This is a genomic window from Micromonospora globbae, assembly GCF_003610785.1.
Classification (GTDB): Bacteria; Actinomycetota; Actinomycetes; order Mycobacteriales; family Micromonosporaceae; genus Micromonospora; species Micromonospora globbae.
Genome location: NZ_RAQQ01000002.1, coordinates 123,317 through 149,668 on the forward strand (window position 1 = coordinate 123,317; position 26,352 = coordinate 149,668).

The following is a 26,352-nucleotide window of genomic DNA, read 5'->3' on the forward strand; positions in this document are numbered from 1 at the left end:
CACGCTCAGCGGTAGAACCGCACGTAGTCGAACTCGGCGGTCACCGGCGGCTGGTTCCCGCCGTGGGCGACCAGGCCGATCCGGGGCGTGGTGTCGGCCGGGAAGGTCCAGACGCCACCCCAGGTCCAGTGCCGCCCGTCGCGGCTGGAGGCCGCCCGGAACTCGTGCTCGCCGTTGGCCGGGTCGACGCGGTGCGCCAGCCGCAGCCAGGTCGTGGTGGCCGGGGTGCCGACGATGGTGCCGCCGTACACCGGCTGCCCCGCGAACGGCAGCTCGTAGCCGTACTCCACCTGCCGGGTGTTCCAGATCGCCACCTGGGCCAGCCGGGCGAACCGGTCGTCGTCGACGTACGCGACGAGGCCGGCCTGCTGGTAGTTGCGGACGGTCTCCTCGCCGAGGTCGAGGGTCACCTTCGTCTCCACCACGTAGTCGCCGGCCGGCGCGTCGCGCAGCAGCACGCTCGCCGTGTTGCCGGTGCCGGTGAGGTCCGCGGCCTGCGTGGGCCAGCGCAGCGCGCCGCCGGCCACGGTCGCCGCCGGGTCCTCGCGGATCCAGCTCCAGGCCGGCCCGAGGCCGTCGGCGAACTCGTCGGAGTAGGCGACCAGCTCCCGCCCGACCCGGGGCGCCGGCACGGCGGCCCGGACCGGCTGGAACAGCCGGACGGCGCTCACGTTGTCGAACTCGGCCGTGCCGCCGTCGGCGCGCAGGGTGATCCGCCCGGCCACCGGGCGCTCCAGCCGCAGCTCCACCACGGCCACCTGGTCACCGAGCCGCGCCGGGCTGAGTTCGGCCACGAGCTGCCGGCCGCGTACCTCGACGGCCAGGTTGTGCCGGTGGGCGGGGTCGAACCCGGCGGGCAGCGGCGCGCTCGCCGTCCGGCGGCCGTCGCGGGCCACCAGGGCGCCGGCCGCCGCGTCGACGCGGACCTCGACCCGGTCGGCCAGGGTGATCCCCGCGCTGCGCGCGCCGGTCAGCCGCAGGTCGGCCTCCGCCCGCACGTCGCCGCCCACCGTCGTACGGCTGGTGAGCGTCCCGCCGCCGGTCAGCCGGCCGTCGGCGACGCGCCAGTCGCCGCCGATCCGCCGCCAGCCGGCCAGGCCGGCGCGGTCGAACCGCTCGTCGACCGGGCCGGTGGTCACCGGCGCCGGCCGCGTCCCGTCGGAGGGACCGGCGCCGGCGTTCACGGTGGGCCAGCCGTCGATCCAGTCCAGCCGGTCGAGCAGCATCGGCCGCTCGTTGATGCCGAACGGCTCGTCGAGGTACGGGTCGGCGCGGTCGATGGCGTGGTAGACGATCCAGTCCTGCCCGGACAGGTCGGTGAGGAATCCGTTGTGGCCGGTGCCGATCCAGCGGTTGCCGTTCTGCGTGAGCACCGGGGTGCCGCCGGTGCGGGAGGCGGTGAGCGGGACGCCGTCGCGGTCCAGGAACGGCCCGCGGGGACTGCGGGCGCGGCCGACCTGCACCGAGTAGCCGGTGGCGGGGCCGGCGCAGCAGTTCGCGGTGGACGCGAAGAGGTAGTACCAGCCGTCGTGGCGCAGCACGTAGGTGCCCTCGAACTTGTTGTCGATGGCGACCAGCGTGGGCGTGCCGACGGCGCGCAGCCCGTCGGGGGAGAGTTCGGTGACCGAGACACCGCCGTAGTAGCTGCCGTAGTAGAGGTAGCTCGTGCCGTCGGTGTCGGTGAACTGGCTGGGGTCGATGGTCCACAGGTAACCCCCGCCGCCGCCGGGGCGGGGCGCGACCACCGGCTCGTCGGCGAACGTCCACGGGCCGGTGGGGGTGGGCGCGGTGGCGGCGCCGATGGCGTAGTCGCTGCCCTCGGGCGAGACGGTGGTGTCGGTGACCGTCATGTACATGACGTAGCGGTCGCCGATGCGGCGCACGTCCGGCGCCCAGTAGGCGGCGCCGGGAGCCGCGTACGGCGGGCGTTGGTCGGGGCCGAACGCGTCACCGACGTACGTCCAGTCGACCAGGTCGGCGGAGCGGGCCGTGGGCACGCGGTGGAAGCTCCGCTCGCCCTCGCGCAGCGGGTCGGTGGTGCCGTAGGCGTACCAGTAGCCGTCGTCACCGCGCACGATCACCGGGTCGGCGAACGTGTCGCCCACGCCGGCCGATATCGGGTTGCGGTAGGGGACGGCGGATCGGGGTTCGGCGGCGGCCGGCGCGGCGGCGGAACCCGCCAGCAGCAGACCGAGTGTGGCGGCGAGTGCGCCGCCGCGGCGGAGATGTCCCATCAGACCTGCCTCGCGTGGAGTGGACGTCGGTGTGACTCGCGTCCCTTCCTACAACGATGCATACAACGTTGTAAAGACTGTCGGCCACCACCGAAACGTCGCCGTGCCAGCATGGGCGGATGCACACCGCGACCGCCGACGCGCCGGCCCTGGCCCAGCTCGCCACGTTGCTGGCCGACACCACCCGGGCCCGGATCTGCCTCGCCCTGCTCGACGGCCGGGCCTGGACGGCGGGCGAACTGGCCCGGACCGCCGGCGTCGCCCCGTCCACGGCGAGCGACCACCTCAGCCGCCTCGTCGAGGGCGGCCTGCTCGTGCAGGAACGGCAGGGGCGGCACCGCTACCTCCGGCTGGCCGACCCGGGCGTGGCGCAGCTCATCGAGGACCTCGCCGGGCGGGTGTCCGCGCCCGCGCCGCCGGCCCGGTCGCTGCGCGCCGCCCGGGCCGGTGCCGCCCTGGCGTACGCCCGCACCTGCTACGACCACCTGGCCGGGCGGCTCGGTGTGCTGGTGCACGACGCGCTGCTGCGCGGCGGCCTGCTCGACCGGGCCGGTGGGCTGGCGCTCACCCCGGCCGGGATCGCGTGGTGCGCCGACCTGGGGCTGCCCGTCGTCCAGCTGCGGTCCGCCCGCCGCCCCCTGCTGCGCGACTGTCTCGACTGGACCGAACGCCGTCCCCACCTCTCCGGCGCCCTCGGCGCCGCGCTCTGCGACCGCCTGTTCGAGCTGGGCTGGCTCGCCCGGGGCGCCGGCCGCGCCGTACGCCTCACCCCAGCCGGCGGCCCGGCGCTCGCCGCCGCCCTCGACCTCGCGTCGGACGACCTCGCCCCGCCCGCCGCGCCCGACACCGGCGGCGGCCGCGCCTGACCCGGCGGCAACCGGACCGCCGCCACCGGCCGTACACTTCGGCGACCACCGTAGGATTCCGCGCCTAGCGTCGGCGCGTGACCCTCACCTGGCCCGACATCGCCCCCGCCCCCGACACCCCGCCGTGCGGCCCGCCCACGCTGGACCCGGACACCGGCTGCACCCTCACCCGGCACGCCGACGTGCGCGCGGCGCTCACCGAGCCGGCCTGCCGGGTGCCGGTCGCGCCGCCCGGGGCGGCGTACACCCTCGCCTGGCTGCGGGGCGCCGTGAGCCGGTTCAGCGCGCCGGAGCACCACCCTGCCCGGAGGGCCGCCGGCCTCGCCGCCCTGGACCCTCTCGATCCCGCCGACCTGCGCCGCGAGGCCGCCCGGGTGACCGCCGCCGCTCTCGACGCCGCCGGCGGCCGGTTGGACGTGCCGTCCGCGCTCGCCCGGCGCGTACCCGTGCGGGTGCTCGCCGGGCGGCTCGGGATGGCCGACCCGGAGGCCGCCGTCACGTCGGTGGCCACGGTCGCCGCCGCCTACCAGCCGGGCGCCGACCCGGTCGCGGTCTGGCGGGCCGACGCGGCCGTGGTGGAGCTGGTGGCGCAGTCCCCGCCCGCCGGGACCGAGGTGCTCGCCAACCGGATCGGTTTGCTGGTGCAGGCGTGCGACGCCACCGCCGGACTGGTCGGCGCGGGCGCCCGCCACCTGCTGCCGACGGCCGCCGGCACGGCCGCGGAGACGTCGCCGGCCACCGGCACGGTTACGGACGCGTCACCGGCCACCGGCGGGGTCACGGACGTGTCGCCGGTCGGTGACACCGCGGACCTGCTCGCGGAGGTGCTCCGGCTCGACCCGCCCGTCCGCGGCACCCGCCGGATCACCGCCGGCCCGGTGCGCCTGGGCGGCGTCGACCTGCCACCCGACACCGCGCTGCTGCTGCGCTTCGACGCGGCGAACCGCGACCCGGCGGTCTTCGCCCGGCCCGACGCCTTCGCGCCCGGCCGGCCCGTGCCGGCGCTGACCTTCGGCGCCGGTCCGCGCGGCTGCCCCGGTCGACGGCACGCGCTGGCGCTCGCCAGCGGGGTGCTGGACGTGCTGCGCGAGCGGTGCCGCCGTGCCCCGGAACCGGTGACGTACGCACCGCACCCGCTGCTGCGGGTGCCGACCCGACTCGAGGTGATCCCCCGATGACGCTTCCGTCCGCACCCGCCCGACACGACCGGCCCGCCGGCGACCACGCCGCCCGGTGCGCCGAGTTCCGCGCCCTGCACCGGCCCGGCCGGCCGCTGCTGCTGCCCAACGCCTGGGACCACGCCTCGGCCGCCGCGCTCGTCGCCCGCGGACACCGGGCGGTCGGCACCACGAGCCTCGGCGTCGCCGCCGCGGCCGGCCTCCCGGACGGCACCGCGGCGACCCGCGCGGAGACGCTGGCGCTCGCCGGGCGGCTGCGCCGGCTCCCGGCGCTGCTCACCGTCGACGTGGAGGGAGGATTCGCCGACGACCCGGCGGAGGTCGCCGCGCTCGCCGTCGAGCTGGCGGGGCTCGGCGTGGTGGGGATCAACATCGAGGACGGCCGGCCGGACGGGGGACTCGCCGCGCCGGAGGCCGTCGCGGAGCGGGTGGCGGCCGTCAAGGCCGCCGTGCCCGACCTCTTCGTCAACGCGCGGACCGACGCCTGGTGGCTCGGCGTCCCCGAGCCGCTGGACGAGGGGTTGGCGCGGGCCCGGGCGTACCGGGCGGCCGGAGCCGACGGCGTCTTCGCGCCCGGCACCGTCGACCCGGACACCGTCCGCACGCTCGTCGCCGAGGTCGACGCCCCGCTCAACGTGCTGTACCTCCCCGGCGGGCCCGGCGTCGCCGAGCTGGGCCGCCTCGGGGTGGCCCGCGTGAGCACCGGCTCGCTGCTGTTCCGGGCTGCGCTCGGTGGGGCGCTGTCCGCCCTGGAGGAGGTACGGGCCGGAGCGGCGGACACCGACGGGGCGGGTGCGCCCGGCCGACCCACCGAGTTGCCCTCGTACGCGCAGGTGCAGGGGTTGGTGGAGTGGGGTGGGGAGGGCGAGCTGTGACCTACTATCGCCGAACGGGGTAGATAGGAGGATTGTTCGGGCTTCTCCCGATCCGGCCGATTACGGTGGGTGCAGGGCAAGCGACCAGGTGTCGTGACCGCAGGGAGGACCGATCATGCGAGTGCCCAGCCGAAGCTCCGGACCGCGGCCCGGTCCGGTCACGCCCACCGCCGCGGCCCACCGCCTGCCCGCCCCGTCCGGCCCCACGCCGGCCAACGGACCCGACCTCGCCGCCTACCGTGCGGCCGTCGCCGACCTGCTCGTCGAGGTCGGGGCGCTGGCCGACGCGCCGAGCGTCGCCGCCCGGCAGGTGCTCATCGACGACCGGCTGCGCGAGCCGGCCCTCGCCGCGGTGCTCGACGCCACCCCGCAGGGGTTCCTCGGCGCCCGCGAGACGCTGCTGCTCGAGATGGCCCGCTACCAGCCGCACACCCGCAGTTCGGCGCGGGACCTGACCGCGCTCGTGCGGATCTACCTGTTGTCGCGCATCGACGTGATGTGGTGGCGGGACACCCCGGCGTTCCTCACCGACGCGCAGGTCCAGGGCAGCCACGACCTGGTCGACCTCGAGTGGCTGCGTCGCCGGGACCTGCTCCGGTTCCGCTACCGCGAGCAGCCGGCCACGGTGCTGGGCCGGGGCTACCAGGCGATGCGCCGCCGGCTGCGACCCAACGGGAGCCCCCGTACCGCCGGTCTGCTCGCCCGGCGCGCGCGCCGGGAGGTGGTGGCGCTGCTCAACGACGTGGGGCGCGAATTCGCCGCGTCGACGCCGGCCGGCACCCCGCCGCTCTGGGTCACCTCTCTGACCCGCAGCGCGGAGCACCAGCACCGGCTGCGGCGCCTCGGGTACGCGGCCATGCTGCCCAGCGGCCACTGCGTCGGGTACGCCGTCGACGTGGAGATGGACTGGTTCGCCCGGTTCGGCGTACGCGACACCCTGGCCGCGGTCCTGCTCGCCCGGCAGGAGGCCGGCGAGATCAACGTGGTCGACGAGGGGCAGGCGTGGCACGTCTGCCTCGCACCCTCGGCCCGGCAGCGGCTGCGCCGGGCGTACGAAGCCGAGATGGGGGTCTGAGCCGATGTGCGGTATCGCGCTGAGCATCGGCCCGGACGCCGACCCGACGATCCTGCGCCGGATGCTCGCCGTGCTCGCCCCGCGCGGCGAGGTGACCGAGGCCCGCTACGAGAACGGGCTGCTCGCCGGCACCCGGCGCCTGCGCGTGGTGGACCGCGAGCGGGCCGTGCAGCCGTGGACGTCGGCCGACGGGCGCTGGCTGCTCTGCTACAACGGCGAGGTCTTCAACCACCGGGACCTGCGGGCGGAGCTGACCCGGCTGGGCCACGCCTTCCGCGGCGACAGCGACACGGAGGTGGTGCTCGCGGCGTTCGAGCGCTGGGGCGACGAGGCGGTCACCCGGCTGCGCGGCGAGTACGCGTTCGTGGCCGTCGAGCGGGCCACCGGCCGCGCCTACCTCGCTCGTGACCCGCTCGGGGTCAAGCCGCTGTACTGGGCCCGCAAGCCCGGCTGCCTGCACCTCGCCTCCGAGGTCAAGGCGCTGGTCGGGCACGGCGCCCCGATCGTCGAGGTGCCGCCCGGGCACCACGGCTGGGCCGACGGCGACGGGACCGTCCGGCTGCGGCCGCACGTGGACCTGCTCACCCTCGGCGACGGGCTGCCGATCGACGACCCGGACGAGGCCGCCCTTCTCGTCCGTGCCGCACTGCACGACAGCATCCGGGTCCGGGTCGACACCGACCTCACCGTCGGGGTGGTCCTCTCCGGAGGGCTGGACAGCTCGCTGGTCCTGCGCCACGTACGGGACCTGCACCCCGACTGCGTGGCCGTCACGGTCGGCGTGCCGGACAGCCCGGACGTGGCGTACGCCCGGCGCCTCGCGGCCGACCTCGGCGTGCCGCACGAGGTCGTCGAGCTGCGCCCGCGCGACATCCGGCTGGCCGACGTCCGGGAGGCCATCCGGATCTCCGAGCTGACCGAGTACGGCGACATCATCAACGCCGTCGTGTCGGTGCCGCTGTTCCGGCGGCTGCGGCAGCTCGGGGTGAAGGTGGCGCTCACCGGCGACGGCTCGGACGAGCTCTTCGGCGGGTACCCCATGTACCACGAGGTCGGCCCGGACGCGTCCCGCCGGCTCTTCCTGCACCGGATCCGCAACCTGGGCCGGACCGAGCTGCAGCGGGTGGACCGCGCGAGCATGGGCCACGGGGTGGAGACCCGCGTGCCGTTCCTCGACCTCGGCGTGGTTGAGCTGGCCCTGCGGCTGTCGCGGGACCTGAAGATGCGCGACGGGCAGGAGAAGTGGATCCTCCGCAGAGCGTTCGCCGACGTGCTCCCCGACTACGTGCTCCGCCGCCCGAAGAACCCCATGTCGTACTCCTCGGGGCTGCACGAACGGGCGCGCCTCTACAAGCCGTTCTTCGCCCGGCTGCACCGCTCGTTCGGCTACCAGCTGCTGGAACCCGTGCGGCGGGACTTCGACAGCGTCCTGAGCCGCTGCGGCAACGACCTCGACCGGGCGATCGCGGACGGCCTGGCGCGGCCGGACTACACGGTGCTGGAACACGCCCGCGACCTGGTGGGCGCCGCGCGGTGGAACGCCGCGCCGATGGTGCGCCGCCTGGTCGGCCCCCGCCGCACCCGGGGGAAGGGGAGCCCCGCGCGCGGCGCCCAGGGTGCCGGCGTCACCCCGGCGGACGAGAGCCCGCGCCACGCGCGCGGTGACGGCGCGCCGCTTCCCGGCTGAACCCGGGGGACGGGACGTCGCGGCGAGGCTCCGGATGATCGAGTCGGAGGGACGCGACGTCCGATCACCGCCAGCGCCCACCCGGGCCGCCGCGCCAGGCTGGGACGCATGACCGCACCGAACCGTTTCGTCGTCCGTCCGCTGCCGCCCACCGTGCTCGCCGCCGTCCGCCGGGGCGGCCGGGACTCCGCGGGCCGCCCCGTGGAGGCGGTCGTGGCCGAGGGGGACGAACCGCTGCGCTGCTGCCTGCGGGACGCCCGCGCGGGCGAGGAACTGCTGCTCTTCGGGTACGCGCCACCGGTCGCCGCCGGCCCGTACCGGGAGGTCGGCCCCGTCTTCGCGCACGCGGACGCGTGCGCGGGTCCGGTGCCCGGCGGCGGTTACCCGCAGGCGTGGCGGGGCCGGCCGCAGGTGCTGCGGGCGTACGACCGGCGGGGCCGGATCTGCGGCGGCCGGCGGCACGACGGCACCGACCCGGAGACGGTGATCGCCGAACTGTTCGCCGACCCGGCGGTGCACCAGTTGCACAGCCGCAACGTCGTCTACGGCTGCTTCATGTTCACGCTGGACCGTGCGGGGGAGTGACCGCGGCTCGGGGCCGGCGTCCCGCGCCGGCGGGGTCGGGTCGGGGGCTTGCCCGGCCCGGCCCCGGGTACCTGTCGGGCATGGCGGATCTGGACGTGCTGGTCGTCGGGCAGGTGGCCCGCGACCTCGTGCTGCTGGTCGACGACGTGCCGGAGGCCGGGCGGAGCGCGCCGGTGCGCCGGCGGCGGGAGCTGCTCGGCGGCAAGGGCGCCAACCAGGCGGTCGCCGCCGCGCAGCTCGGAGCCCGGGCCGGCCTGCTCGGCGTGGTGGGCGACGACGAGGTCGGCGAGCACCTGCTGGCCCAGGCCCGGGCCGACGGGATCGACGTCGCACCGGTGGTACGCCGGCGGGGCGTCCGCAGCGGCCTCATCGTCGACCTGCTGGACGCCCGCGGTCGCTGGCGCTACCTCGAGGACCTGCCCCCGGCGACCCTGCTCACCCCGGCGGACGTGGCCGGCGCCGGGGCCGCGCTGCGGGCCGCCCGCGCGGTGCTCGTCCAGCTCCAGCAGCCCGCCGACGCCGCGCTGGCGGCGGCGCGCACGGCCCGGGAGACCGGCCGGACGGTGGTGCTCGACGGCGCGCCGCCCGATCCGGCGACGGCCGACGCGCTGCTCGCCGCGGCGGACGTGCTGCGCGCCGACGCGCGGGAGACCGCGTTGCTCGTGGGGGAGGCACCGGGCGACGCGACCGCCGGCCTGGCCGCCGGGCGGAAGCTGGTGCGGCGCGGCCCGACACTCGTGGCCGTCGAGGTGCCCGGCGAGGGCAACGCGTTCGTCTGGCCGGACGGCCAGCTCTTCCTGCCGCTGAGCGACACACCGACGGTCGACAGCACCGGCGCGGGCGACGCCTTCGTGGCCGCGCTCACCGTCGCCCTGCTGCGCGGTGAGCCGACGGAGGGTGCCGCCCGGTACGCCGTGGCCGCCGCGGGCGCCACCGTCGGTCACCCCGGTGGCCGGCCGGCGCTCAGCCCGGGCGCCCTCGCGGACCAACTGGACCGCATCCCGGCCGGCTGAGCGGCGACCGGCCGGTCGAGGACGCGAGCTGTCCGGTGGTCGATGGACAACCGGCGGCGCGCCGCATAGCGTCCAGTGAATATGCGGAGGACACTGCCGGCCGTCACCCTGGCCCTGCTGCTCGCGCTCACCGCCTGTTCGGCCGACGTGCCGGACGGCTCCCCACCGACCGTGGCGTCACCCACCGGCACGCCCACGGCCTCCCGACAGGACGCGGCCCAGGTCGACCAGACCCTGGCCAGCCTGCGCCGGGTCGACGACCTGCCGCTGTACGAGATGACCTACGTCGGGGGGTACGACGCGACAGTGGGCACGGACGCCGCGCCGGCGAGCCCGTTCGGCTGCTCGCTGTTCGTGGCGGCCGGCGACCGCAGCCGGCCGCTGTTCGCGCGGAACTTCGACTGGGACGCCAACCCGGCCATGGTGCTGCGCACCGACCCGCCGGACGGGTACGCGTCCATCTCGCTCGTGGACCTGTCGTACCTCGGGGTCGGCGCCGACCCGGCCGGCGACCGCCGGCTGCTGAACGCGCCGCTGCTGCCCTTCGACGGGATGAACGAACGCGGACTCGCGGTGGGGCTGGCCGCCGACGACACGGCCCGGGCGGAGCCGGTCCCGGGCAAGCCCACCGTCGGCTCGGTGCGCATCCTGCGCCTCGTGCTCGACCGGGCGGCCACCGTGGACGAGGCGGTCGCCGTCTTCACGGCGCACAACCTCGACTTCTCCGGCGGTCCGCCGCTGCACTACCTGGTGGCCGACGCCACCGGCGCGTCCGCCGTGGTCGAGTTCGTCGACGGCGAGATGCGCGTCGAGCGGGGGCAGGGCCCGTGGCAGGCGTTGACGAACGTGCCGGTCGTCGGCGTCGCCGAGCAGAAGCGCCGGGAGGACCACCGCTACGGCCTCATCGCCCGGGCCATGGACGAGACCGGCGGGGTGGTGGACGCCGCCGCCGCGCACCGGGTGCTGACCGGCGTGCGGCAGGCGCACACCCGCTGGTCGGTGACGTACGGCCTGCGCAGCGGCGAGGTGCGGCTGGTCACGGCGACCGGCGGCGGCGAGCGGCGGTACCAGCTGCCGGTGAGCTGACGACCGGCGCGGCGCCGGCCGGGCCCCCGGCCGGCGCCGCCGATCCGGTGCGACGCGACCCGGCCCGCCCTCGGCGCCGGCCGGGCGGGACGGGTGAGGGCCCGGCCCCCGAGGGGGACCGGGCCCTCACCGTGTGCGCCGGTGGTTACCGCGGTGCCTACCAGCCGCCCAGGTAGGTCGGCTGGGTCTGCACGTTGAGCTCCTGGTACCGGACCAGCTCGGCCGTCCAGGTGCGCCAGTCGCTGAGCTTCAGGACGTCGAAGCCCTTGGCGATGTCGTTGGAGTAGATGTAGCCGTTGTAGTAGTACGCCGACCAGCTACCGCCGCCGATCATCTGCTCGTTCGAGATCGGGCCCCGCTCCCAGAAGGCGATCTCCTTCGGGTTGCGCGAGTCGGTGAAGTCCCAGACCGAGATGCCGCCCTGGTACCACGCCTGGACCATGATGTCCCGACCCAGCACCGGGATCAGCGAGCCGTTGTGCGCCACGCAGTTCTCGGTGTCGGCGTTGGTCCGCGGGATCTTGAAGTAGCTGCGGAAGACCATCTTGCGGTGGTCGCCGCGGCCGGTGATGTCGTAGATGGCGTCCGCGCCGCGGTTCGGGCCGACCTCCTCGTTGCAGGTCGCCGCGCCGCCGCCGCCCAGCTCGTCCGTGAAGACGACCTTGGTGCCGGAGTTGTTGAACGTGGCCGAGTGCCAGAACGCGAAGTTGGTCGTGTCCCGGACCCGGTTGATCACCCGCGGCGCCTCCCGGTTACGGATGTCCATGAGGATGCCGTCGCCCATGCACGCGCCGGCGGCCAGGTCCTTGCTCGGGTAGGCGGTGATGTCGTGGCACCCGGTGGTCGCCGAGCCGGTCTCGCTGCCCTCGAAGCCGCCGTCCGGGAACAGGTTCGGCGTGGCCACCACGGCCGCCTTCGTGGGCGTCTTCACCGGCACCTTGATGATGGAGATCGAGTCGTGCGGCGGCTGGCAGTCCGGGAAGTTCGCCCGCGGGCTGTACGAGGAGACGTACACGTAGACGGTCTTCTTGTCCTTGCCGGGCACCAGGGTGTGGGTGTGCGAGCCACAGGCCGTCTCGACGGACTTCACGTACCGCGGGTTGGCCTTGTCCCTGATGTCGAAGATCTTGATGCCCTCCCAGGACTCCTTCACGTCGGCGCCCTGCGCGGTGCTGTTGCAGGAGTCGTCGCTGCGGGACGAGTCCGTGGAGAGGAAGAGCAGGTCACCGTAGACGGAGATGTCGTTCTGGGAGCCCGGGCAGAGCACCCGGGAGACGACCTGCGGCGAACTGGGCCGCGAGACGTCGTAGACGACGAATCCGTTGTAGTTGCCCGCGAAGGCGTACTTGCCCTGGAACGCCAGGTCGCTGTTGGTGGCGTCGAGCGGGGCGACCTTGGGCAGGTTGGTGACCAGGCGGATGTTGGGGCTGCTGACGATCTCGTCAACGCCGGGGATGGTGTTGGTGGCGGCCGTCGGGGCCTGCGACGTCACCTGGGCGCTGCTCGGCGGCGCGACCAGGACGCTGGCGGTGAGGAGGCCGGCGGCGGCGACGGCCACGATCCGTGCCTGTCGTAACCGTGGCTTGGGGAGTCCGATCATCGGCGAGACCCTTCGCGAAGGGGGGTGGCGAATGTGGACACACTACCGTCCGATGAAGGACGTCGATGTGATCCAGGTCACATGGAAGGAGGATCGTCAATGGATAGCATCGCGGTGACCTCGTTCTCAGGGAGTGGCCCATGACCGGTCGACGCGCCCGTGTCCTGGCGATCGTCACACTGGCGATCGTCCTGCCGCTGGCGGTCGTGGTGTCGCTGCGCGCCCGTGGCGACGAGGGGTCGGCCGGCACGCCGGCGGCCGCGCCCACCAGCGCCGCGCCGACGAGCCCGGAACCGACCGACGTGACGGTCATCGTGCCGGGCCGGCCGGGCGAACCGGCCGCCACCGCCGCCCCGAGCGAGGTCCGCGGCGCCGGCGCGGTCCCGCACAACTCCATGGACGTCTGGTTCGTCCGGATGATGATCCCGCACCACACGCAGGCGCTGGAGATGGCCCGGCTCGCCCCCGAGCGGGCCGCCGACCCGACCGTGCGCGCCATCGCCGACCGGATCCGCGCCAGCCAGGGTCCGGAGATCGGCATGATGCGCGCCTGGCTGAAGAACCGGGGCCTGTCCGAGGAGGCTCCGGGCCACGACCACGGCACGATGCGCGGCATGCAGACGCCGGAGGCGATGCGGAAGCTGGCCGCCACCCGCGGCGCCGACTTCGACCGCCTCTTCGTGCAGATGATGACCGAGCACCACCGGGGGGCCATCGAGATGGCCACCGACCTGCTCACGGTCGGCTCGGACCAGCAGCTCAACGAGTTCGCCAACTCCGTGGCCACCGAGCAGGCCGTGGAGATCGGCCGGATGCGCGAGATCCTCCCCGACTGACCGGTTTCCCGGCCACCCCCGCCCCGGGCCGGGGGCCGTCGCATCCCCGGGCACGTACGCTGGGTGACCGTGAACCGCACGATCCTCGGCCGACCACTGCGCGGCGTCGCCTTCGACGTGTTCGTCTCGGGCACCGTGGTGCTCTTCGGCCTCGCCGGGGTGGTGGCACAGCCGGGCGGCTGGAAGGCCACGCTGGTCGGGGTGGCCATGGCGGTCGCGTTGCTGTTCCGCCGGTCCCACCCCACCGCGGTGGCCGCGGCCGTCGGGGCGCTCGGGCTCGTCCAGGTGATCGCCGGCTGGGGGCCGCTTCCCTTCGACTTCGCCGTGCTCGTGGCGCTCTACAGCGTGGTGAAGTACGCCGACCGGCTCCGCGACGGCCTGCTCGCCGGCATCGGCGCCCTCGTGGGCGCGGTCCTCGCCGCGATCCAGACGGAGGGCGCCGGACCCTGGTGGGGCCGGGCCATCTACTTCGGGCTCGTCACGGCCGCGACCTGGCTCATCGGGCTGAACGTCCGCACCCGGCGGCTCTACGTGCTCAGCCTCGAGGAGCGCGCCGCCACGCTGGAGCGGGAACGCGAGGCCGAGGCCCGCGCCGCGGTGGCCGGCGAACGCGCCCGCATCGCCCGCGAACTGCACGACGTCGTGGCGCACAGCATGGCCGTCATGATCGTGCAGGCCGACGGCGCGCGCTACATGCTGGACCGCGACCCGGAGACCGCCCGCCAGGCGGTCAAGGTGGTCGCCGACACCGGCCGGCAGGCGCTGGAGGAGATGCGGCGACTCGTGAGCGTCCTCCGCGAGCCCGCCCCGCCGGAGCCGGCCGCCGCGGACGCCGGGCCGGACGGCGCGACGGTGGGCGGCGACCCGGAGCACCGCCGGTTGGCCCTCGCCGAGCTGCCCGCCCTGCTCGACCGGTTCCGCGCCGCCGGCCTGCGGGTCCGGCACACGGTCAGGGGTGACGCGCCGCCGCTGCCGGCCGGGCTCGAACTCACCGTCTACCGGCTCGTGCAGGAGGCGCTGACCAACGCCCTCAAGCACGCCGGCGTCGGCGCCGCCGTCGAACTGACCCTCGAACACACGGCCGACGCCGTCGTGGTCCGGGTCGTCGACGACGGGCGCGGCCGGCCGGTGGTCGCGCCCACGCCGTCCGGCGGGCACGGCCTGCTCGGCATGCGGGAGCGGGTCGGCGTGTACGACGGCACGCTCACCGCCGGCGCGCGCCTGGCCGGCGGCTGGCAGGTCGAGGCCCGGCTGCCGCTCCCCGCGGGCACCGCCCCGGCGGAGGTGATCGCGGCATGACGGTCCGGGTGGTGATCGTCGACGACCAGGCGCTGGTCCGGGCCGGGTTCCGGATGGTGCTCGACTCGCAGCCGGACCTGGAGGTGGTGGGCGAGGCCATCGACGGTGCGGACGCGCTGCGGGTGCTCGCCCGGGTCGAGGCCGACGTGGTGGTGATGGACATCCGGATGCCGACCATGGACGGCGTCGAGGCGACGCGGCGCCTCTGCGCGGACCGCCCCGCCGGACCGCCCCGGGTCCTGGTCCTCACCACCTTCGACACCGAGGCGGACGCGTTCGCCGCGCTGCGGGCCGGGGCGAGCGGGTTCCTGCTCAAGAACGTGCCGCCGGAGGAACTGCTCCAGGCGATCCGGGTCGTGGCCCGCGGCGACTCGGTGGTCGCCCCGTCCATCACCCGGCGGCTGCTCGACCGGTTCGCCGGCCACCTGGGTCCCGGCCCCACCGAGGACCCGCGGCTGGCCCAGCTCACCGACCGGGAACGGGAGATCCTGCTGCTGGTGGCCCAGGGACTGTCCAACGCGGAGATCGCCGGCACCGTGCACGTCGCCGAGGCGACGGTGAAGACGCACGTCGGGCGGATCCTCGCGAAGCTCCAGCTCCGCGACCGGGTGCAGGCGGTGGTGTTCGCGTACGAGAACGGGCTCGTCGTCCCCGGCGGCTGAGCGGCCGTACGACCTGAGTCGTACGGGTCCGCCCGGTCAGGGACGACCCGGGGCGTACCGCGGTCGAGCGCGCAGGTGGAGCCGGACGGGGCACGGGCGCCCATAGCGTCGAGGCGTCAGAACGTCCACCTCGACGGGGAGCACCACGTGCCTGTTCCACCTCCCGCGCCCGCCGCCACCGGCGGCACGATCACCGGTCGCGGCGGCGTCGCCGTCAGCGCCCGCGCCCTCGGCAAGCGGTATGGCAGCGGCCCGGCCGCCGTCGTCGCCCTCGACGGCGTCGACCTGGACTTCGCGGCCGGTCGGTTCACCGCGATCATGGGCCCGTCCGGCTCGGGCAAGTCCACGCTGCTGCACTGCCTGGCCGGCCTGGACCGGCCGAGCGCCGGGTCGGTGCGGATCGGCGAGGCCGACCTCGACCGGCTCGACGACCGGCGGCTCACCCTCCTGCGCCGGGACCGGGTCGGCTTCGTCTTCCAGAAGTTCAACCTGCTGCCCGCGCTGACGGCCGAGGAGAACATCGTCCTCCCGCTGGCCATCGCCGGCCGCCGCCCCGACCGGGCGTGGCTGCGCCAGGTGGTCGCCGCGGTGGGGCTCTCCGACCGGCTGCGGCACCGGCCCGCCGAACTCTCCGGCGGCCAGCAGCAGCGCGTCGCCATCGCCCGGGCCCTCATCACCCGGCCGTGGGTGGTGTTCGCCGACGAGCCGACCGGCAACCTCGACTCCCGCTCGGGCGCGGAGGTGCTGCGCCTGCTCCGCGAGGCCGTGGACACGCTCGGCCAGAGCGTGATCATGGTGACGCACGACCCCGTGGCCGCCGGGCACGCCGACCGGGTGGTGCTGCTCGCCGACGGCCGGCTGGTCGCCGACCTCGCGGCGCCCACCACCGAGCAGGTGCTCGACGCGCTCGCCCGCCTCGACCCGTCCGCGGCGCACGGCGCCCGGCCCGGCACCACGGCGCGGCGGTGACCGGCATGCTGGGACTCACCCTGCGTTCGCTGCGCGCCGAGGCCGTGCGGATGGCGCTCTCCGCGCTGGCCGTCGTGCTCGGCGTGGCGTTCATCGCCGGCACGCTGATCTTCGTCGACGGGATGCGGGCCGCCGCGTACGAGCGGGCGGGCACCTTCGACCGCCACACCGACCTCGGCGTGTACGCGCAGCGGGACCCGATCGGCCCCGCCCTCGTCGACCGGGTGCGCGCGGTGGACGGCGTGGCCGCCGCCGAGGGGGAACTCACCGGAACCGCGGGCGTCGTCGGCTCCGACGGCCGGCCCGTGATCGGCTACGCCGTCCTCGCGGCCATCCCCACCGACCCGGCCCTGCGCTCGTACGACGTGGTCGCCGGCCGCCTGCCGGACCGCACCGGCGAGGTGGTGCTCGACGCGGCCACCGTGGAGGAGGAGGGCTTCACCCTCGGCGCACCCGTGCGCGTCGGCGGCACCGGGGGCGCCGCCCGCCCGTACACCCTCGTCGGCACCGTCGACGTGGCCGGCACCACCCGGGACGTCGGCGGGCCGTTCATCGGCCTGGTCGGCCCGGACGCGCTGGCGGTCACGGGGGAGAAGGGGTACGGGCGGATCATGGTGGCGGCCCGCCCCGGGGTCGACGACGAGACCCTGGCCGCCCGGCTGGCCGCCGTGGCCGGCGACGGCACGCAGGTGAAGACCCGGCAGGAGATCCTCGACGACGCCGTCGACGAGGCCGTGCGGGACCTGAGGCAGTTCATGATGGTCCTGCTCACCTTCGCCGCCGTGGCGGTCGTGGTGGCGGCATTCGTCATCGCCAACACCTTCGCCATCGTCCTCGCCCAGCGCACCCGCCGGACGGCGCTGCTGCGCCTGGTCGGCGCCACCCGGCAGCAGGTCTTCGCGGCCACCCTGCTGGAGTCGGCGGTGGTCGGGTTCGTGGCCTCCGCGGCCGGCGTGCTGCTCGGCGCGGGGCTGGCCGCCGGGATGGGCGCCCTGCTGTCGCGGTGGGACGTCCCGGTCGGCGGGGGCGGGCTCACCGTGACGCCGGGCACCGTGCTGGTGAGCCTCGTGCTGGGGACGGTGCTCACCGTCGGCGCGGCGCTGCTGCCGGCCTGGCGGGGCACCCGCGTGCCCCCGGTCGCCGCGCTCACCGACGCCGCCGTGCAACCCGCCCGGGGTGCCGGCGCGCTCCGCCTCGCCGCTGGTGCGCTGGTGCTGGCGGCGGGGGTCGCGGCCCTGCTCGGGGCCGCCGCGGTCGGGCAGGTGGTGCTCGTGGCGGCCGGCGGCGTGCTCGCGTTCCTGGGCATCGTCCTCTTCGGCCCCATGCTCGTCCCGGCGATGGTGCGGGTGCTCGGCTGGCCGGCCCGCCGGCTGGCCGGGGCCACGGGCGGGCTGGCCGTCGCCAACGCGGTGCGCAACCCACGCCGGGTCGCCGCCACCAGCACCGCCCTGGTCATCGGGATCGGCCTGGTGTCGGCGTTCGTGGTCGGCGCACAGAGCACCAAGGACGGCATCGAACGCAGCGTGGACGCCGAGATCGGGGTCGACTTCCTGGTCACCGGCATCGGCGGCGACCTGCCCGCCCCGCTCGTCACGGAGCTGGCGGCCCGGCCGGAACTCGGTGTCGTGCACGAGCAGCGGGCCGCGGTGGCCGACGACATCGAGGTGCGCGCCGCGCACCCTGCGCTGGTCGGCCGGACGCTCACCGGGGTGTCGGCCGGGGACCTGGACGCGTTCGGCCCGGGCACGGTGCTCGTGCACCGGGAGCTGGCCGCGGCCCGCGGCTGGACCGTCGGCGCCCCGGTCACCGTGAAGGGCCGGCAGTTCCGGGTCGCCGCCGTGGTGGACGACGACTCCGCGCCGCTGGCGGCCTCCCGTACGCCCGAGGGTCACGTCGTCGACGTCGTGGACGGTGACTTCACCGCCCTCTTCCCCGACGAGCGGGGCTACCTGGCGGAGGTCGAGCCCGCCGACGGGGTGGGCGCGGAGCAGGCCCGGTCGGCGATCGAGGCGGTCCTCGCCCGCTACCCGACGGCGAACCTCATGGACCAGGCCGCCTACAAGAAGATGCTCACCGGCACCGTCGACATGGTGCTCGCGTTCGTGACCGCGCTGCTCGGCCTGGCCGTGGTGATCGCGCTGGTCGGCGTGGCCAACACGCTGAGCCTGTCGGTCGTCGAACGGACCCGGGAGAACGCCGTGCTGCGGGCGGTCGGCATGACCCGGGGCCGCATGCGCGCGATGCTCGCCGTCGAGGCGGTGCTCACCGCGCTGGTCGGCGCCGTGCTCGGGCTCGGGCTCGGGACGGGGGTGAGCGCCGCCGCCATGGCCCTGCTGGCGCGCATCGGCGGGGACTTCCACGTCGTCCTGCCGGCCGGGCGGCTCGCCCTGATCCTCGGGATCGCGGCGGCCGCGGCGCTGCTGGCCTCGGTGCTGCCGGCCCGGCGGGCGCTGGCCCGCCCCGTGGTGGAGGCGCTGCACGACGAGTGACGCCGCCGGCCCGGTCCCGCGGGTCGACGCCGCCGGCCCGGTCCCGCGGGTCGACGCCGCCGGCCCGGTCCCGCCGAGACGGGACCGGGCCGGGCGGTGCCGGGTCCTACAGGCGCTCGACCACCGGGCCCGAGCAGCGGTTGCGGGTGTCGAAGACGTACCGCGCGTGCCGGGCCACCAGGTCGTAGTCGAAGGCGTCGTGGTCGGTCACGACGACCACCGCGTCGGCCTCGCGGACCTCCCGCTCGGTCAGGTCCACGACGGTCACCCCGCCGGGGATGTGGTGCGGCTCGGCGTACGGCTCGACCGCCCGGACGTCGGCGCCCAGCGCCTGCAGCCGGCGGGCCACGTCCACGGCGGGGGAGTCGCGCATGTCGCCGGTGTTCCGCTTGTACGCGAGCCCGAGCAGCAGCAGCCGCGCGCCGGAGACGGCCCGCCCGGACCGGTTCAGCCCGGCCATCACCCGCTGCGCCACGTGCTCGGGCATCTCGTGGTTGACGTCGTTGGCCAGCTCGATGAAGCGGAACTGCCGGCCGAGGCGCCGCTTCACCTGCCAGGACAGGTAGCACGGGTCGATGGGCAGGCAGTGCCCGCCCACACCGGGGCCGGGCCGGAACGGCATGAAACCGAACGGCTTGGTCTCGGCCGCTTCGATGGCCTGCCAGACGTCGATGTCCAGGTGGTGCGAGAGCATCGTCAGCTCGTTGATCAACGCGATGTTGACCTGCCGGAACGTGTTCTCGATGAGCTTGGTCAGCTCGGCCACGCGGGTCGAGTCCACCGGCACCGTGCGCGCGACGATGCGCCGGTAGAACCCGTCCACCCGGGCCAGCGAGTCGGCGTCCACACCGGAGACCACCTTCGGCGTGTTCTCCAGGCGCCAGGTCGGGTTGCCCGGGTCGATCCGCTCCGGGCTGTAGCCGAGGTGGAAGTCGCCGGGACTGTGCAGCCCGCTCGCCGATTCCAGCAGGGGCCGCAGCAGTTCCTCGGTGGTGCCCGGGTACGTGGTGGACTCGAGGATGACCGCGCAGCCCGGCCGCACGTACGGGCCGATGCCCATCCCGGCCTGCTCGACGAAGCTCAGGTCGGGCGTGCCGTCGCGCAGCGGGGTCGGCACGGTGATCACGCAGACGTCGAAGCCCTCGGCGTCGGCGTAGTCCGTGCTCGGCCGGTACCGTCCCGTGCTCAGCGCCCGGCCGAGCCGGTCGGTGGGGATGTCCTCCACGAACGACTCGCCCGAGGCGAGCCGTTTCACGCGGTCGGCGTCGACGTCGAGCCCGACCACGTCCAGGCCGGCCTCCACGGCCCGCATGGCCAGTGGCAGTCCGACGTACCCCTGGCCGATGACGACCAACTTCTCAGCGCTCACCCGAGCTCCCGCGGCAGACGGTGGAAACGACCTGCTTGAGCGTAGAGCGCCGTCTGGGGTCGTACGTCCGTTTTGGGGATATCGGGGCTGGTGGGGTCCGTCGGCCATCCGGCATCCGCCGGCCGTCACTCCCGCCGGCGTCGCGCCTCGCGGGTCAGTTCGTCCCCGCCGGGGGCGGATTGCCCCCGGTCTCGCCCGTGGGAGTCGGTGAGGCGGGATCGGACGTGGGCGACGGCGACTCGGAGGTGGAGGACGAGTCGCTCGGCGACGGTGAGCTGGGGTCCGGCGACGGGGACTCTTCCGTCGGCGACTCGCTCGGCTGGACGCTCGCGCTGGGGCTGACCGACGCGGGCGCGCTCGTACGGGGCGCCCGCGGACGTTCCGGCCGGTCCGGGTCGTCGGTGGGCTTGTCCTCGTGCACCGCCGGCACGTTGCGGTCCTGGCTGGGCGCCACCGCGGGCGTGCTCGGGGTCAGCTCCACGGCCGGCGCGTCCGCGTCCTTGGCCGCGCCGAGCGCCGCCACGAGCCCGGCCACCGCGACCAGTACGGCCGCGCCGGCGCCCACGAGGGCCGGTCGGCCACGGCGGCGGGGCGCCACCGGGCCGGCGGGAAGGTCCGGCTGGGTGTCCGGCCCCGCGTCGCGCAGAGGGGAGACCGCGACCAGGGCCGTCGGCTCCGCGCTCTCGCCCACGGCGGCGCGCGCCGCCTCCGCCATGGCGGCACCGCTGCTGAACCGGTCGGCGGGGTCCTTCGCCAGGGCACGCGCCACCAGCGCGCGGACCGCCTCCGGGATGTCGTGCGGCAGCTCGGGCGGCTCGTCGTCGAGATGCCGCACGGCGACCTGGAGCGGGTTGTCTCCGGTGAACGGCGGGGAGCCGGTCAGGCAGCAGTACGCGACCGCGCCGAGGGCGTAGATGTCGGTGGCGCCGCTGACCGGGCGACCGGCGGCCTGCTCCGGCGCCATGTAGAGCGCGGTGCCGGGCACCGCGTTGGTGCTCGTGATGCTCGTGACGTTGGTGGACCGGGCCACACCGAAGTCGACCAGGACGACCGAGCCGTCCTCCTGGACGAGCAGGTTGCTCGGCTTGACGTCGCGGTGCACGATGCCCCGGCGGTGCGCGGCGTGCAGCGCCTGCGCGACCTGCGCGACGATCGACATCGTCTCGGCGACGCCGAGCCGCCCGAGGGACTCGATCCGCCGGGACACCGGCTCGCCCTCGACGAACTCCATGACCAGGTAGTCGGCCCGGCCGCCGTCGGGTAGCTCGTCCTCGCCGCAGTCGAAGACCTGCACGATGCCCGGGTGCCGCAGGGCGGCCATGATCCGGGCCTCCGCCCGGAACCGGGCGATGAAGTCGGGGTCGGAGACCAGCGCCGGCAGGAGGACCTTGACCGCGACCTGCCGGCCGAGGACCAGGTCGGTGCCCTGCCAGACGTCGCCCATTCCGCCCGTGGCGACACGCTCGTCCAGGCGGTAGCGACCGCTGAGCACGACCTCCGATGACAACACGCGATTACCGTACCCACAGCTGTCCGGAACCACGCACCGCGCGGTCCCGTCCCGGGCGGGCGGCCGAGGGGCGGGGGCCCCGCGCCCGCCTCCGGACCGGACACGGTCGGTGGCCGGCGCGTGACGGACGGCCACATCAACCGGCGTACGGTGGGACCGGCGCGCGGATGCGAGCACATGTGGCCGCGTAGCGTCCCGGAGCCGAAAAGTGTTACGGCGACGCGCCGGTCAGCACGGTTGACAAATGTCACTCTTCTGTGACCGGAAGCCCGCTTGCCGGTGCCGGCCTCCGCTCCTAGCGTTGGCGCAACTCGGGTCGCTCCACGGCACACCCGGCTGCGTCGACCGCCGTGGCGGGAGTCCAGGCGAAACCACGGGGCCGCCGCGGCCACGGGCGTGATCAGGTCGGCGGGGGGCGAGAGAGGTGCGCAGACGGGTCCGGTCCACGCCCCGGACGGGCATCGCGTGCGCCGGCGTCCGTCGCGCCGTGGCCGGGAGACACGCGACGGAATGACCCGTGAGCTGAGCGAGGCCGTCGAGGCGGCGCGGGCCGGTGACGAGGACGCCTTCCGGTTCCTCTACCGGACCCTCCAACCGGGCCTGCTGCGCTACCTGACGGCGCTGGTCGGTGGCGACGCGGAGGACGTGGCGTCGGAGACCTGGCTGCAGATCGCCCGGGACCTGCCGAGCTTCACCGGCGGCGAGTTCCGCGCGTGGACGGTCACCATCGCCCGCAACCGGGCCATGGACCACCTGCGGCGGCAGCGTCGCCGCCCGTCGTTGCCGGTGCCCGTGCAGGCGCTGAGCGACCTGGCCGGCGACGCCGACACCGCCGAGCGGGCCGGGGAGACCATCGGCACCGAGGCGGCCATCGCGCTGATCGCCACGCTGCCGCAGCGGGAGGCGGAGGCGGTCCTCCTGCGGGCGGTGATCGGTCTGGACGCCGAGACGGCCGGGCGGGTGCTCGGCCGCCGGGCGGGGGCCGTGCGCACCGCCGCCCACCGAGGGCTGCGGCGGCTCGCCGCGATGCTGGAGCGCGACGACCGGCGCTCCGCCGCCGCTACCGAGGGCGCACCACCCCGTCCGCGTGGCGACCTGCGCCGGCAGGCGCCGCACGCCGAACCGGCGGATGGTTGACGTGAGAGGTTTCAGGATGAGTGTCCGCCGGCCCGACCGGCCCGCCGACCGCGCGGAGGCCGACCGGCTCCTCGACGCGGCCCGCGCCGGCGCGCGCGGAACAGCGGGCGGGGTCCCGCCCGATCCGCTGACCGACCTGCTCGCCGCCGCGGCCGCGCCCGCGGGCGCGCACGAACTGGCGGGCGAGGGGGCCGCGCTGGCGGCCTTCCGGGCGGCGCGCGCCGCACCGGCGCCCACACCCGCACCCGCACCCGCTCCACGCCGCCGGCGCCTCACCGCGCGGGCCCTTGCCTGGGCCGCCGGCGTGCTCGCCACCGCGACGGCCGGCGCCGCCTTCGCCGCGGTCACCCTGGAACGACCGCCGACCCCGGCGCCGTCGCCCACCCCGGTGAGCCCCGGTCCCGGCAGCGACCACCCGGACGGCAGCCCGACCGATGGCACCCCCGGTGGGGAACCGGGCGGGGGCTCGCCGTCACCGGCGCCGACCGTGTCGCCGAGTCCCGCCGCCACCGGTACGCCCTCCGGCGCCCCGGCGCCGGACGACGTGGCGGGACTGTGCCGGGCGTACCTCGCAAAGAAGCCGACCCAGCGCGACAAGGCGCTCACCACGCCGGGGTTCCAGCCGCTCGTCGAGGCGGCCGGCGGTGCCGGGCAGGTCGAGGCGTACTGCGAGGAGCGGGCAGCCGAGCCGACCGCCACGCCGGACGACGCTGACGGCTCGGACAAGAGCGACGGCACCGGCAACGGGTCCGGCAAGGGCAAGGGGCCGGTCAACGGCAACGGGTCCGGCAACGGGTCGGTCAACGGCAACGGGTCGGTCAACGGCAACGGGCCGGTCAACGGCGGCGCGCCGAAGCAGGACACCAGCAAGGCCAACGGCAACGGCGGTGACGCCGCCCCGCCGGGCAGGAGCAACGGCTCCGGCAACCCGAACGCGCCGGGGTCCGGCAACGGCAGGGGTTCCGGCGACGGCGAGGCGCCGGGCAACCGTTCCGGCGGCGCGCCCGGCCGGGGCGACGGCGGACACCTCCCGGCCTGATCCGACCCGGCATCGCGGACCGCGTTCCGCACCGCTCACGCCGTTCGGGTCGTGTCCGCCCGTCCGCCGCCGGCCCGCCGCGCGGCACGGTTCCCCGCCCTCGACGCCCGTGGCCGTTTCCACCCGGCCGGCGCCCGGTCGTCTGTTAGACAGGGGGAGGGCGGTCCCGCTCGTCGGCCACCGTGTCGGTGGGTGGCGATACGGTGACCGCGTCCGGGTGCCGGCGCGGGAGGGGGCCGACCGATGGTGACGTCACCCGAGCTCGATCGCGGCGCGATCCTGCGTGAGTCGGCGGCCGCGGCGCGCCACCTGGCGCGGATCTGCTTCAAGACGGGCCCGCCGACACACACCGGGCTCGAACTCGAATGGACCGTGCACGACGCGGCCGACCCGTCCCGCCCGGTCGACCGGGCGCGACTGCGGGCCGCGCTCGGCGGGCACTGCCCCGCCACCCTCGACGAGACGAGTCCCGCCCGGCCCCTGCGCCACGGCAGCGCGGTGAGCCTCGAACCGGGCGGGCAGGTGGAGATCTCCACGCCGCCACGGGCGTCCCTCGGCGCACTCGTCCGCGCCACCGAACTCGACATCGCCGAGGTCACCGGCCTGCTCCGCGGCGCCGGGCTGGTCCTCGGCCGCACCGGCATCGACCCCCACCGGGGGCCGCACCCCGTCGTCGACACCCCCCGCTACCGCGCCATGCGCCGCGCCTTCGACCACGGCGGGCCGGCGGGGCGCACGATGATGTACTGCACGGCCGGCCTCCAGATCTGCCTGGACGCGGGCGAGCCCGAGCACCTGCCGCTGCGCTGGGCCGTGGCGCACACGGTCGGCCCGCCCCTGCTGGCCGCGTTCGCCACCTCCCGCCGCCACGCCGGGCGCGGCACGCGGTGGGCGTCGGCCCGCATGGCCGCCTGGCTGGCCATCGACCCGGCCCGCACCGGCCCGGTCTGGTCGCCGGCCCGACCGGACGAGGACCCGGTGGCGGCCTGGACCCGTTACGTGCTCGCCGCCCCGCTGCTGTGCCTGCGCACACCCGGGCCGGACTGGACGGCGCCGCCGGGCGTGACCTTCGCCGACTGGCTCGCGGGGGCGCTGCCCCGGCCGCCGACCACCGACGACCTCGACTACCACGTGAGCACGCTGTTCCCCCCGGTGCGACCCCGTGGCTACCTGGAGCTGCGCTACCTCGACGCGCAGCCCGGCGCGGCGTGGCGGGTCCCGCTGGCGGTGCTCGCGGCGCTCTTCGCCGACACGGAGGTCCTGCACGCCGCCCACCTGGTCAGCGCGCCGGTCGCCGACCGCTGGCACCAGGCGGCCCGGCACGGGCTGGGCGACCGGCCGCTCGCCACCGCCGCCGCGCGCCTGCTCGACCTGGCCCTCGCGGGGCTGCCCCGACTCGACCTGCCGCACGACCTGCACGAGGAGATCCACCGAGACGTACGACGGCGGCGGACCGCCGCGGAGAGGGGAGACCGGTGACCGACACGAGGACCGATCGTCTCGGCCCGGAGCAGCTGCGCGCGCGGATCGCGGCGGAGCTGGACCGTACGCGGGCGCGCACCGCCCAGCTCACCGACGTGGTCGACGACGCGGACCTGATGCGCCAGCACTCGCCGCTGATGTCGCCGCTGGTGTGGGACCTCGCGCACGTCGGCAACCAGGAGGAGCTGTGGCTGGTCCGCGACGTGGGCGGCCGTCCGCCGGTCCGGCAGGACATCGACGACCTCTACGACGCCTTCAAACAGCCGCGCAGGGACCGTCCCTCCCTGCCGCTGCTGCCGCCGGCCGAGGCCCGCGCCTACGTGGCGACCGTCCGGGACAAGGTGTACGACCTGCTGGACGGGATGCGGTTCGCCGACCGGCCGCTGGTGGCCGACGGGTTCGCCTTCGGGATGATCGTGCAGCACGAGCAGCAGCACGACGAGACGATGCTCGCCACCCACCAGCTGCGCGCCGGGCCGGCCGTGCTGCACGCGCCGCCCCCACCGGAGCCGCGGGCACGGGTCGGCGGGGAGGTGCTCGTCCCGGCCGGTCCGTTCACCATGGGCACCGACACCGACCCGTGGGCGCTGGACAACGAGCGACCGGCCCACCGGGTCGACCTGCCCGCGTACGTCATCGACGCGGCGCCGGTGACCAACGGCCAGTACCGGCGGTTCGTCGACGACGGCGGGTACGACGACCCGCGGTGGTGGAGCGAGGCCGGCTGGGCGCACCGGACGGAGGCCGGGCTGACCGCGCCCATGCACTGGCGGCGCGACGGCGACGGGTGGGCGTACCGGCGGTTCGGGCGGTGGGCCCCGGTCCGCGACGACGAGCCGGTGGTGCACGTCTGCTGGTACGAGGCGCAGGCGTACGCGGCGTGGGCCGGCAAGCGGCTGCCCACCGAGGCGGAGTGGGAGAAGGCCGCCCGCTGGGACCCGGCCACCGGCCGGTCCCGCCGCTACCCTTGGGGCGACGAGGACCCCACGGCCGCACACGCCAACCTGGGGCAGCGCCACCTGTGGCCCGCACCGGTCGGCGCGTACCCCGACGGGGCGTCACCCCTGGGCGTGCACCAGTTGATCGGCGACGTCTGGGAGTGGACGTCGACCACCTTCCGGGGCCACCCGGGGTTCCGCGCGTTCCCGTACCGCGAGTACTCGGAGGTCTTCTTCGGCGACGACTACCGCGTGCTGCGGGGAGGGTCGTTCGGCACCGACCGGGCGGCCTGCCGCGGCACGTTCCGCAACTGGGACTTCCCGATCCGCCGGCAGATCTTCAGTGGCTTCCGCTGCGCCCGCGATGCCCGCCCGGAGGAGTCGCGGCCGTGACGGGGAGCCGGCGCGCCGTCCACCCGCCGG

At 75.8% G+C, this 26,352-nt stretch carries 20 protein-coding genes and 1 pseudogene; 17 read left to right on the forward strand and 4 right to left on the reverse strand.

Features of this window, described 5'->3' with window-relative positions; genetic code table 11:
• Positions 1-5 precede the first annotated feature (5 nt).
• Complete coding sequence (locus D7I43_RS02965) at positions 6-2,234, reverse strand: family 43 glycosylhydrolase (RefSeq protein ID WP_120326805.1); 2,229 nt, start codon at positions 2,232-2,234, stop codon at positions 6-8.
• 119 nt (positions 2,235-2,353) lie between these two features.
• Between D7I43_RS02965 and D7I43_RS02970 the strand changes: the two genes are divergently transcribed.
• From D7I43_RS02970 to D7I43_RS03005, 8 genes and pseudogenes are all read left to right on the forward strand, one after another.
• Complete coding sequence (locus tag D7I43_RS02970; protein ID WP_120326806.1) at positions 2,354-3,100, forward strand: ArsR/SmtB family transcription factor; 747 nt, start codon at positions 2,354-2,356, stop codon at positions 3,098-3,100.
• 77 nt (positions 3,101-3,177) lie between these two features.
• Positions 3,178-4,278 (forward strand): cytochrome P450, encoded by a 1,101-nt coding sequence (locus D7I43_RS02975; RefSeq protein ID WP_240032778.1) that lies wholly within the window; start codon positions 3,178-3,180, stop codon positions 4,276-4,278.
• On the forward strand, positions 4,275-5,153 hold the full coding sequence (locus D7I43_RS02980; RefSeq protein WP_120326807.1) for an isocitrate lyase/PEP mutase family protein: 879 nt from the start codon (positions 4,275-4,277) through the stop codon (positions 5,151-5,153). The genes D7I43_RS02975 and D7I43_RS02980 overlap by 4 nt, the downstream gene beginning before the upstream one ends.
• A 115-nt stretch (positions 5,154-5,268) precedes the next feature.
• Complete coding sequence (locus tag D7I43_RS02985; RefSeq protein WP_120326808.1) at positions 5,269-6,228, forward strand: DUF5715 family protein; 960 nt, start codon at positions 5,269-5,271, stop codon at positions 6,226-6,228.
• A 4-nt stretch (positions 6,229-6,232) separates the two neighbouring features.
• A pseudogene (locus tag D7I43_RS02990) lies at positions 6,233-7,837 on the forward strand (asparagine synthetase B family protein); the annotation flags it as partial.
• Positions 7,838-8,023: 186 nt separating this feature from the next.
• Positions 8,024-8,500, forward strand: a complete 477-nt coding sequence (locus D7I43_RS02995; protein ID WP_120326810.1) for a DUF1203 domain-containing protein — start codon at positions 8,024-8,026, stop codon at positions 8,498-8,500.
• Between the two features lie 80 nt (positions 8,501-8,580).
• The gene (locus tag D7I43_RS03000; protein ID WP_120326811.1) at positions 8,581-9,513 is read left to right on the forward strand and encodes a PfkB family carbohydrate kinase; all 933 of its coding nucleotides are present in this window, start codon (positions 8,581-8,583) and stop codon (positions 9,511-9,513) included.
• 81 nt (positions 9,514-9,594) lie between these two features.
• A complete protein-coding gene (locus D7I43_RS03005; protein ID WP_120326812.1) occupies positions 9,595-10,599 on the forward strand; it encodes a linear amide C-N hydrolase in 1,005 nt (334 codons plus the stop codon).
• 157 nt (positions 10,600-10,756) lie between these two features.
• Here the strand turns inward: D7I43_RS03005 and D7I43_RS03010 are convergent, their stop codons facing one another.
• Positions 10,757-12,199 carry an LVIVD repeat-containing protein gene (locus D7I43_RS03010; RefSeq protein WP_120326813.1) on the reverse strand — a complete coding sequence of 481 codons (1,443 nt, stop codon included), beginning with the start codon at positions 12,197-12,199 and terminating at the stop codon, positions 10,757-10,759.
• Positions 12,200-12,339: 140 nt separating this feature from the next.
• Here D7I43_RS03010 and D7I43_RS03015 point away from each other — a divergent pair, with 140 nt between their 5' ends.
• From D7I43_RS03015 to D7I43_RS03035, 5 genes are all read left to right on the forward strand, one after another.
• The gene (locus tag D7I43_RS03015; RefSeq protein WP_120326814.1) at positions 12,340-13,035 is read left to right on the forward strand and encodes a DUF305 domain-containing protein; all 696 of its coding nucleotides are present in this window, start codon (positions 12,340-12,342) and stop codon (positions 13,033-13,035) included.
• Positions 13,036-13,098: 63 nt separating this feature from the next.
• Positions 13,099-14,334 carry a sensor histidine kinase gene (locus D7I43_RS03020; RefSeq protein ID WP_120326815.1) on the forward strand — a complete coding sequence of 412 codons (1,236 nt, stop codon included), beginning with the start codon at positions 13,099-13,101 and terminating at the stop codon, positions 14,332-14,334.
• Complete coding sequence (locus tag D7I43_RS03025) at positions 14,331-14,996, forward strand: response regulator (protein ID WP_120326816.1); 666 nt, start codon at positions 14,331-14,333, stop codon at positions 14,994-14,996. Before D7I43_RS03020 ends, D7I43_RS03025 begins: the two co-directional genes overlap by 4 nt.
• Before the next feature lie 147 nt (positions 14,997-15,143).
• The gene (locus tag D7I43_RS03030; protein ID WP_420870179.1) at positions 15,144-15,965 is read left to right on the forward strand and encodes an ABC transporter ATP-binding protein; all 822 of its coding nucleotides are present in this window, start codon (positions 15,144-15,146) and stop codon (positions 15,963-15,965) included.
• Between the two features lie 5 nt (positions 15,966-15,970).
• Positions 15,971-18,454 (forward strand): ABC transporter permease, encoded by a 2,484-nt coding sequence (locus tag D7I43_RS03035; RefSeq protein WP_120326817.1) that lies wholly within the window; start codon positions 15,971-15,973, stop codon positions 18,452-18,454.
• A 106-nt stretch (positions 18,455-18,560) separates the two neighbouring features.
• On the opposite strand, the gene D7I43_RS03040 is transcribed toward D7I43_RS03035, so the two are convergent.
• Together D7I43_RS03040 and D7I43_RS03045 are read right to left on the reverse strand one after the other, a co-directional pair.
• The gene (locus tag D7I43_RS03040; protein ID WP_120326818.1) at positions 18,561-19,823 is read right to left on the reverse strand and encodes a nucleotide sugar dehydrogenase; all 1,263 of its coding nucleotides are present in this window, start codon (positions 19,821-19,823) and stop codon (positions 18,561-18,563) included.
• A 154-nt stretch (positions 19,824-19,977) separates the two neighbouring features.
• Entirely contained in the window at positions 19,978-21,333 is a 1,356-nt protein-coding gene (locus tag D7I43_RS03045; RefSeq protein ID WP_192902049.1) for a serine/threonine-protein kinase, read from the reverse strand.
• Positions 21,334-21,843: 510 nt separating this feature from the next.
• On the opposite strand from D7I43_RS03045, the gene D7I43_RS03050 reads away from it, so the two are divergent.
• From D7I43_RS03050 to egtB, 4 genes are all read left to right on the forward strand, one after another.
• Positions 21,844-22,470 (forward strand): RNA polymerase sigma factor, encoded by a 627-nt coding sequence (locus D7I43_RS03050; protein ID WP_120326820.1) that lies wholly within the window; start codon positions 21,844-21,846, stop codon positions 22,468-22,470.
• A gap of 16 nt (positions 22,471-22,486) precedes the next feature.
• Positions 22,487-23,509 carry a hypothetical protein gene (locus tag D7I43_RS03055; protein WP_120326821.1) on the forward strand — a complete coding sequence of 341 codons (1,023 nt, stop codon included), beginning with the start codon at positions 22,487-22,489 and terminating at the stop codon, positions 23,507-23,509.
• 243 nt (positions 23,510-23,752) lie between these two features.
• Positions 23,753-24,988, forward strand: coding sequence for an ergothioneine biosynthesis glutamate--cysteine ligase EgtA (egtA, locus tag D7I43_RS03060; RefSeq protein ID WP_120326822.1), 1,236 nt, complete (start codon positions 23,753-23,755; stop codon positions 24,986-24,988).
• On the forward strand, positions 24,985-26,322 hold the full coding sequence (gene egtB, locus D7I43_RS03065) for an ergothioneine biosynthesis protein EgtB (protein ID WP_120326823.1): 1,338 nt from the start codon (positions 24,985-24,987) through the stop codon (positions 26,320-26,322). Before egtA ends, egtB begins: the two co-directional genes overlap by 4 nt.
• The last annotated feature ends 30 nt before the right edge of the window (positions 26,323-26,352 follow it).

Bases quoted from the DNA above. Each gene is read 5' to 3' on its own strand.
- D7I43_RS02965 (WP_120326805.1), bottom strand. From the start codon at position 2,234: ATGGGACATCTCCGCCGCGGCGGCGCACTCGCCGCCACACTCGGTCTG.
- D7I43_RS02970 (WP_120326806.1), top strand. From the start codon at position 2,354: ATGCACACCGCGACCGCCGACGCGCCGGCCCTGGCCCAGCTCGCCACG.
- D7I43_RS02980 (WP_120326807.1), top strand. From the start codon at position 4,275: ATGACGCTTCCGTCCGCACCCGCCCGACACGACCGGCCCGCCGGCGAC.
- D7I43_RS02985 (WP_120326808.1), top strand. From the start codon at position 5,269: ATGCGAGTGCCCAGCCGAAGCTCCGGACCGCGGCCCGGTCCGGTCACG.
- D7I43_RS02995 (WP_120326810.1), top strand. From the start codon at position 8,024: ATGACCGCACCGAACCGTTTCGTCGTCCGTCCGCTGCCGCCCACCGTG.
- D7I43_RS03000 (WP_120326811.1), top strand. From the start codon at position 8,581: ATGGCGGATCTGGACGTGCTGGTCGTCGGGCAGGTGGCCCGCGACCTC.
- D7I43_RS03005 (WP_120326812.1), top strand. From the start codon at position 9,595: ATGCGGAGGACACTGCCGGCCGTCACCCTGGCCCTGCTGCTCGCGCTC.
- D7I43_RS03010 (WP_120326813.1), bottom strand. From the start codon at position 12,199: ATGATCGGACTCCCCAAGCCACGGTTACGACAGGCACGGATCGTGGCC.
- D7I43_RS03015 (WP_120326814.1), top strand. From the start codon at position 12,340: ATGACCGGTCGACGCGCCCGTGTCCTGGCGATCGTCACACTGGCGATC.
- D7I43_RS03025 (WP_120326816.1), top strand. From the start codon at position 14,331: ATGACGGTCCGGGTGGTGATCGTCGACGACCAGGCGCTGGTCCGGGCC.
- D7I43_RS03035 (WP_120326817.1), top strand. From the start codon at position 15,971: ATGCTGGGACTCACCCTGCGTTCGCTGCGCGCCGAGGCCGTGCGGATG.
- D7I43_RS03050 (WP_120326820.1), top strand. From the start codon at position 21,844: ATGACCCGTGAGCTGAGCGAGGCCGTCGAGGCGGCGCGGGCCGGTGAC.
- D7I43_RS03055 (WP_120326821.1), top strand. From the start codon at position 22,487: ATGAGTGTCCGCCGGCCCGACCGGCCCGCCGACCGCGCGGAGGCCGAC.
- egtA (WP_120326822.1), top strand. From the start codon at position 23,753: ATGGTGACGTCACCCGAGCTCGATCGCGGCGCGATCCTGCGTGAGTCG.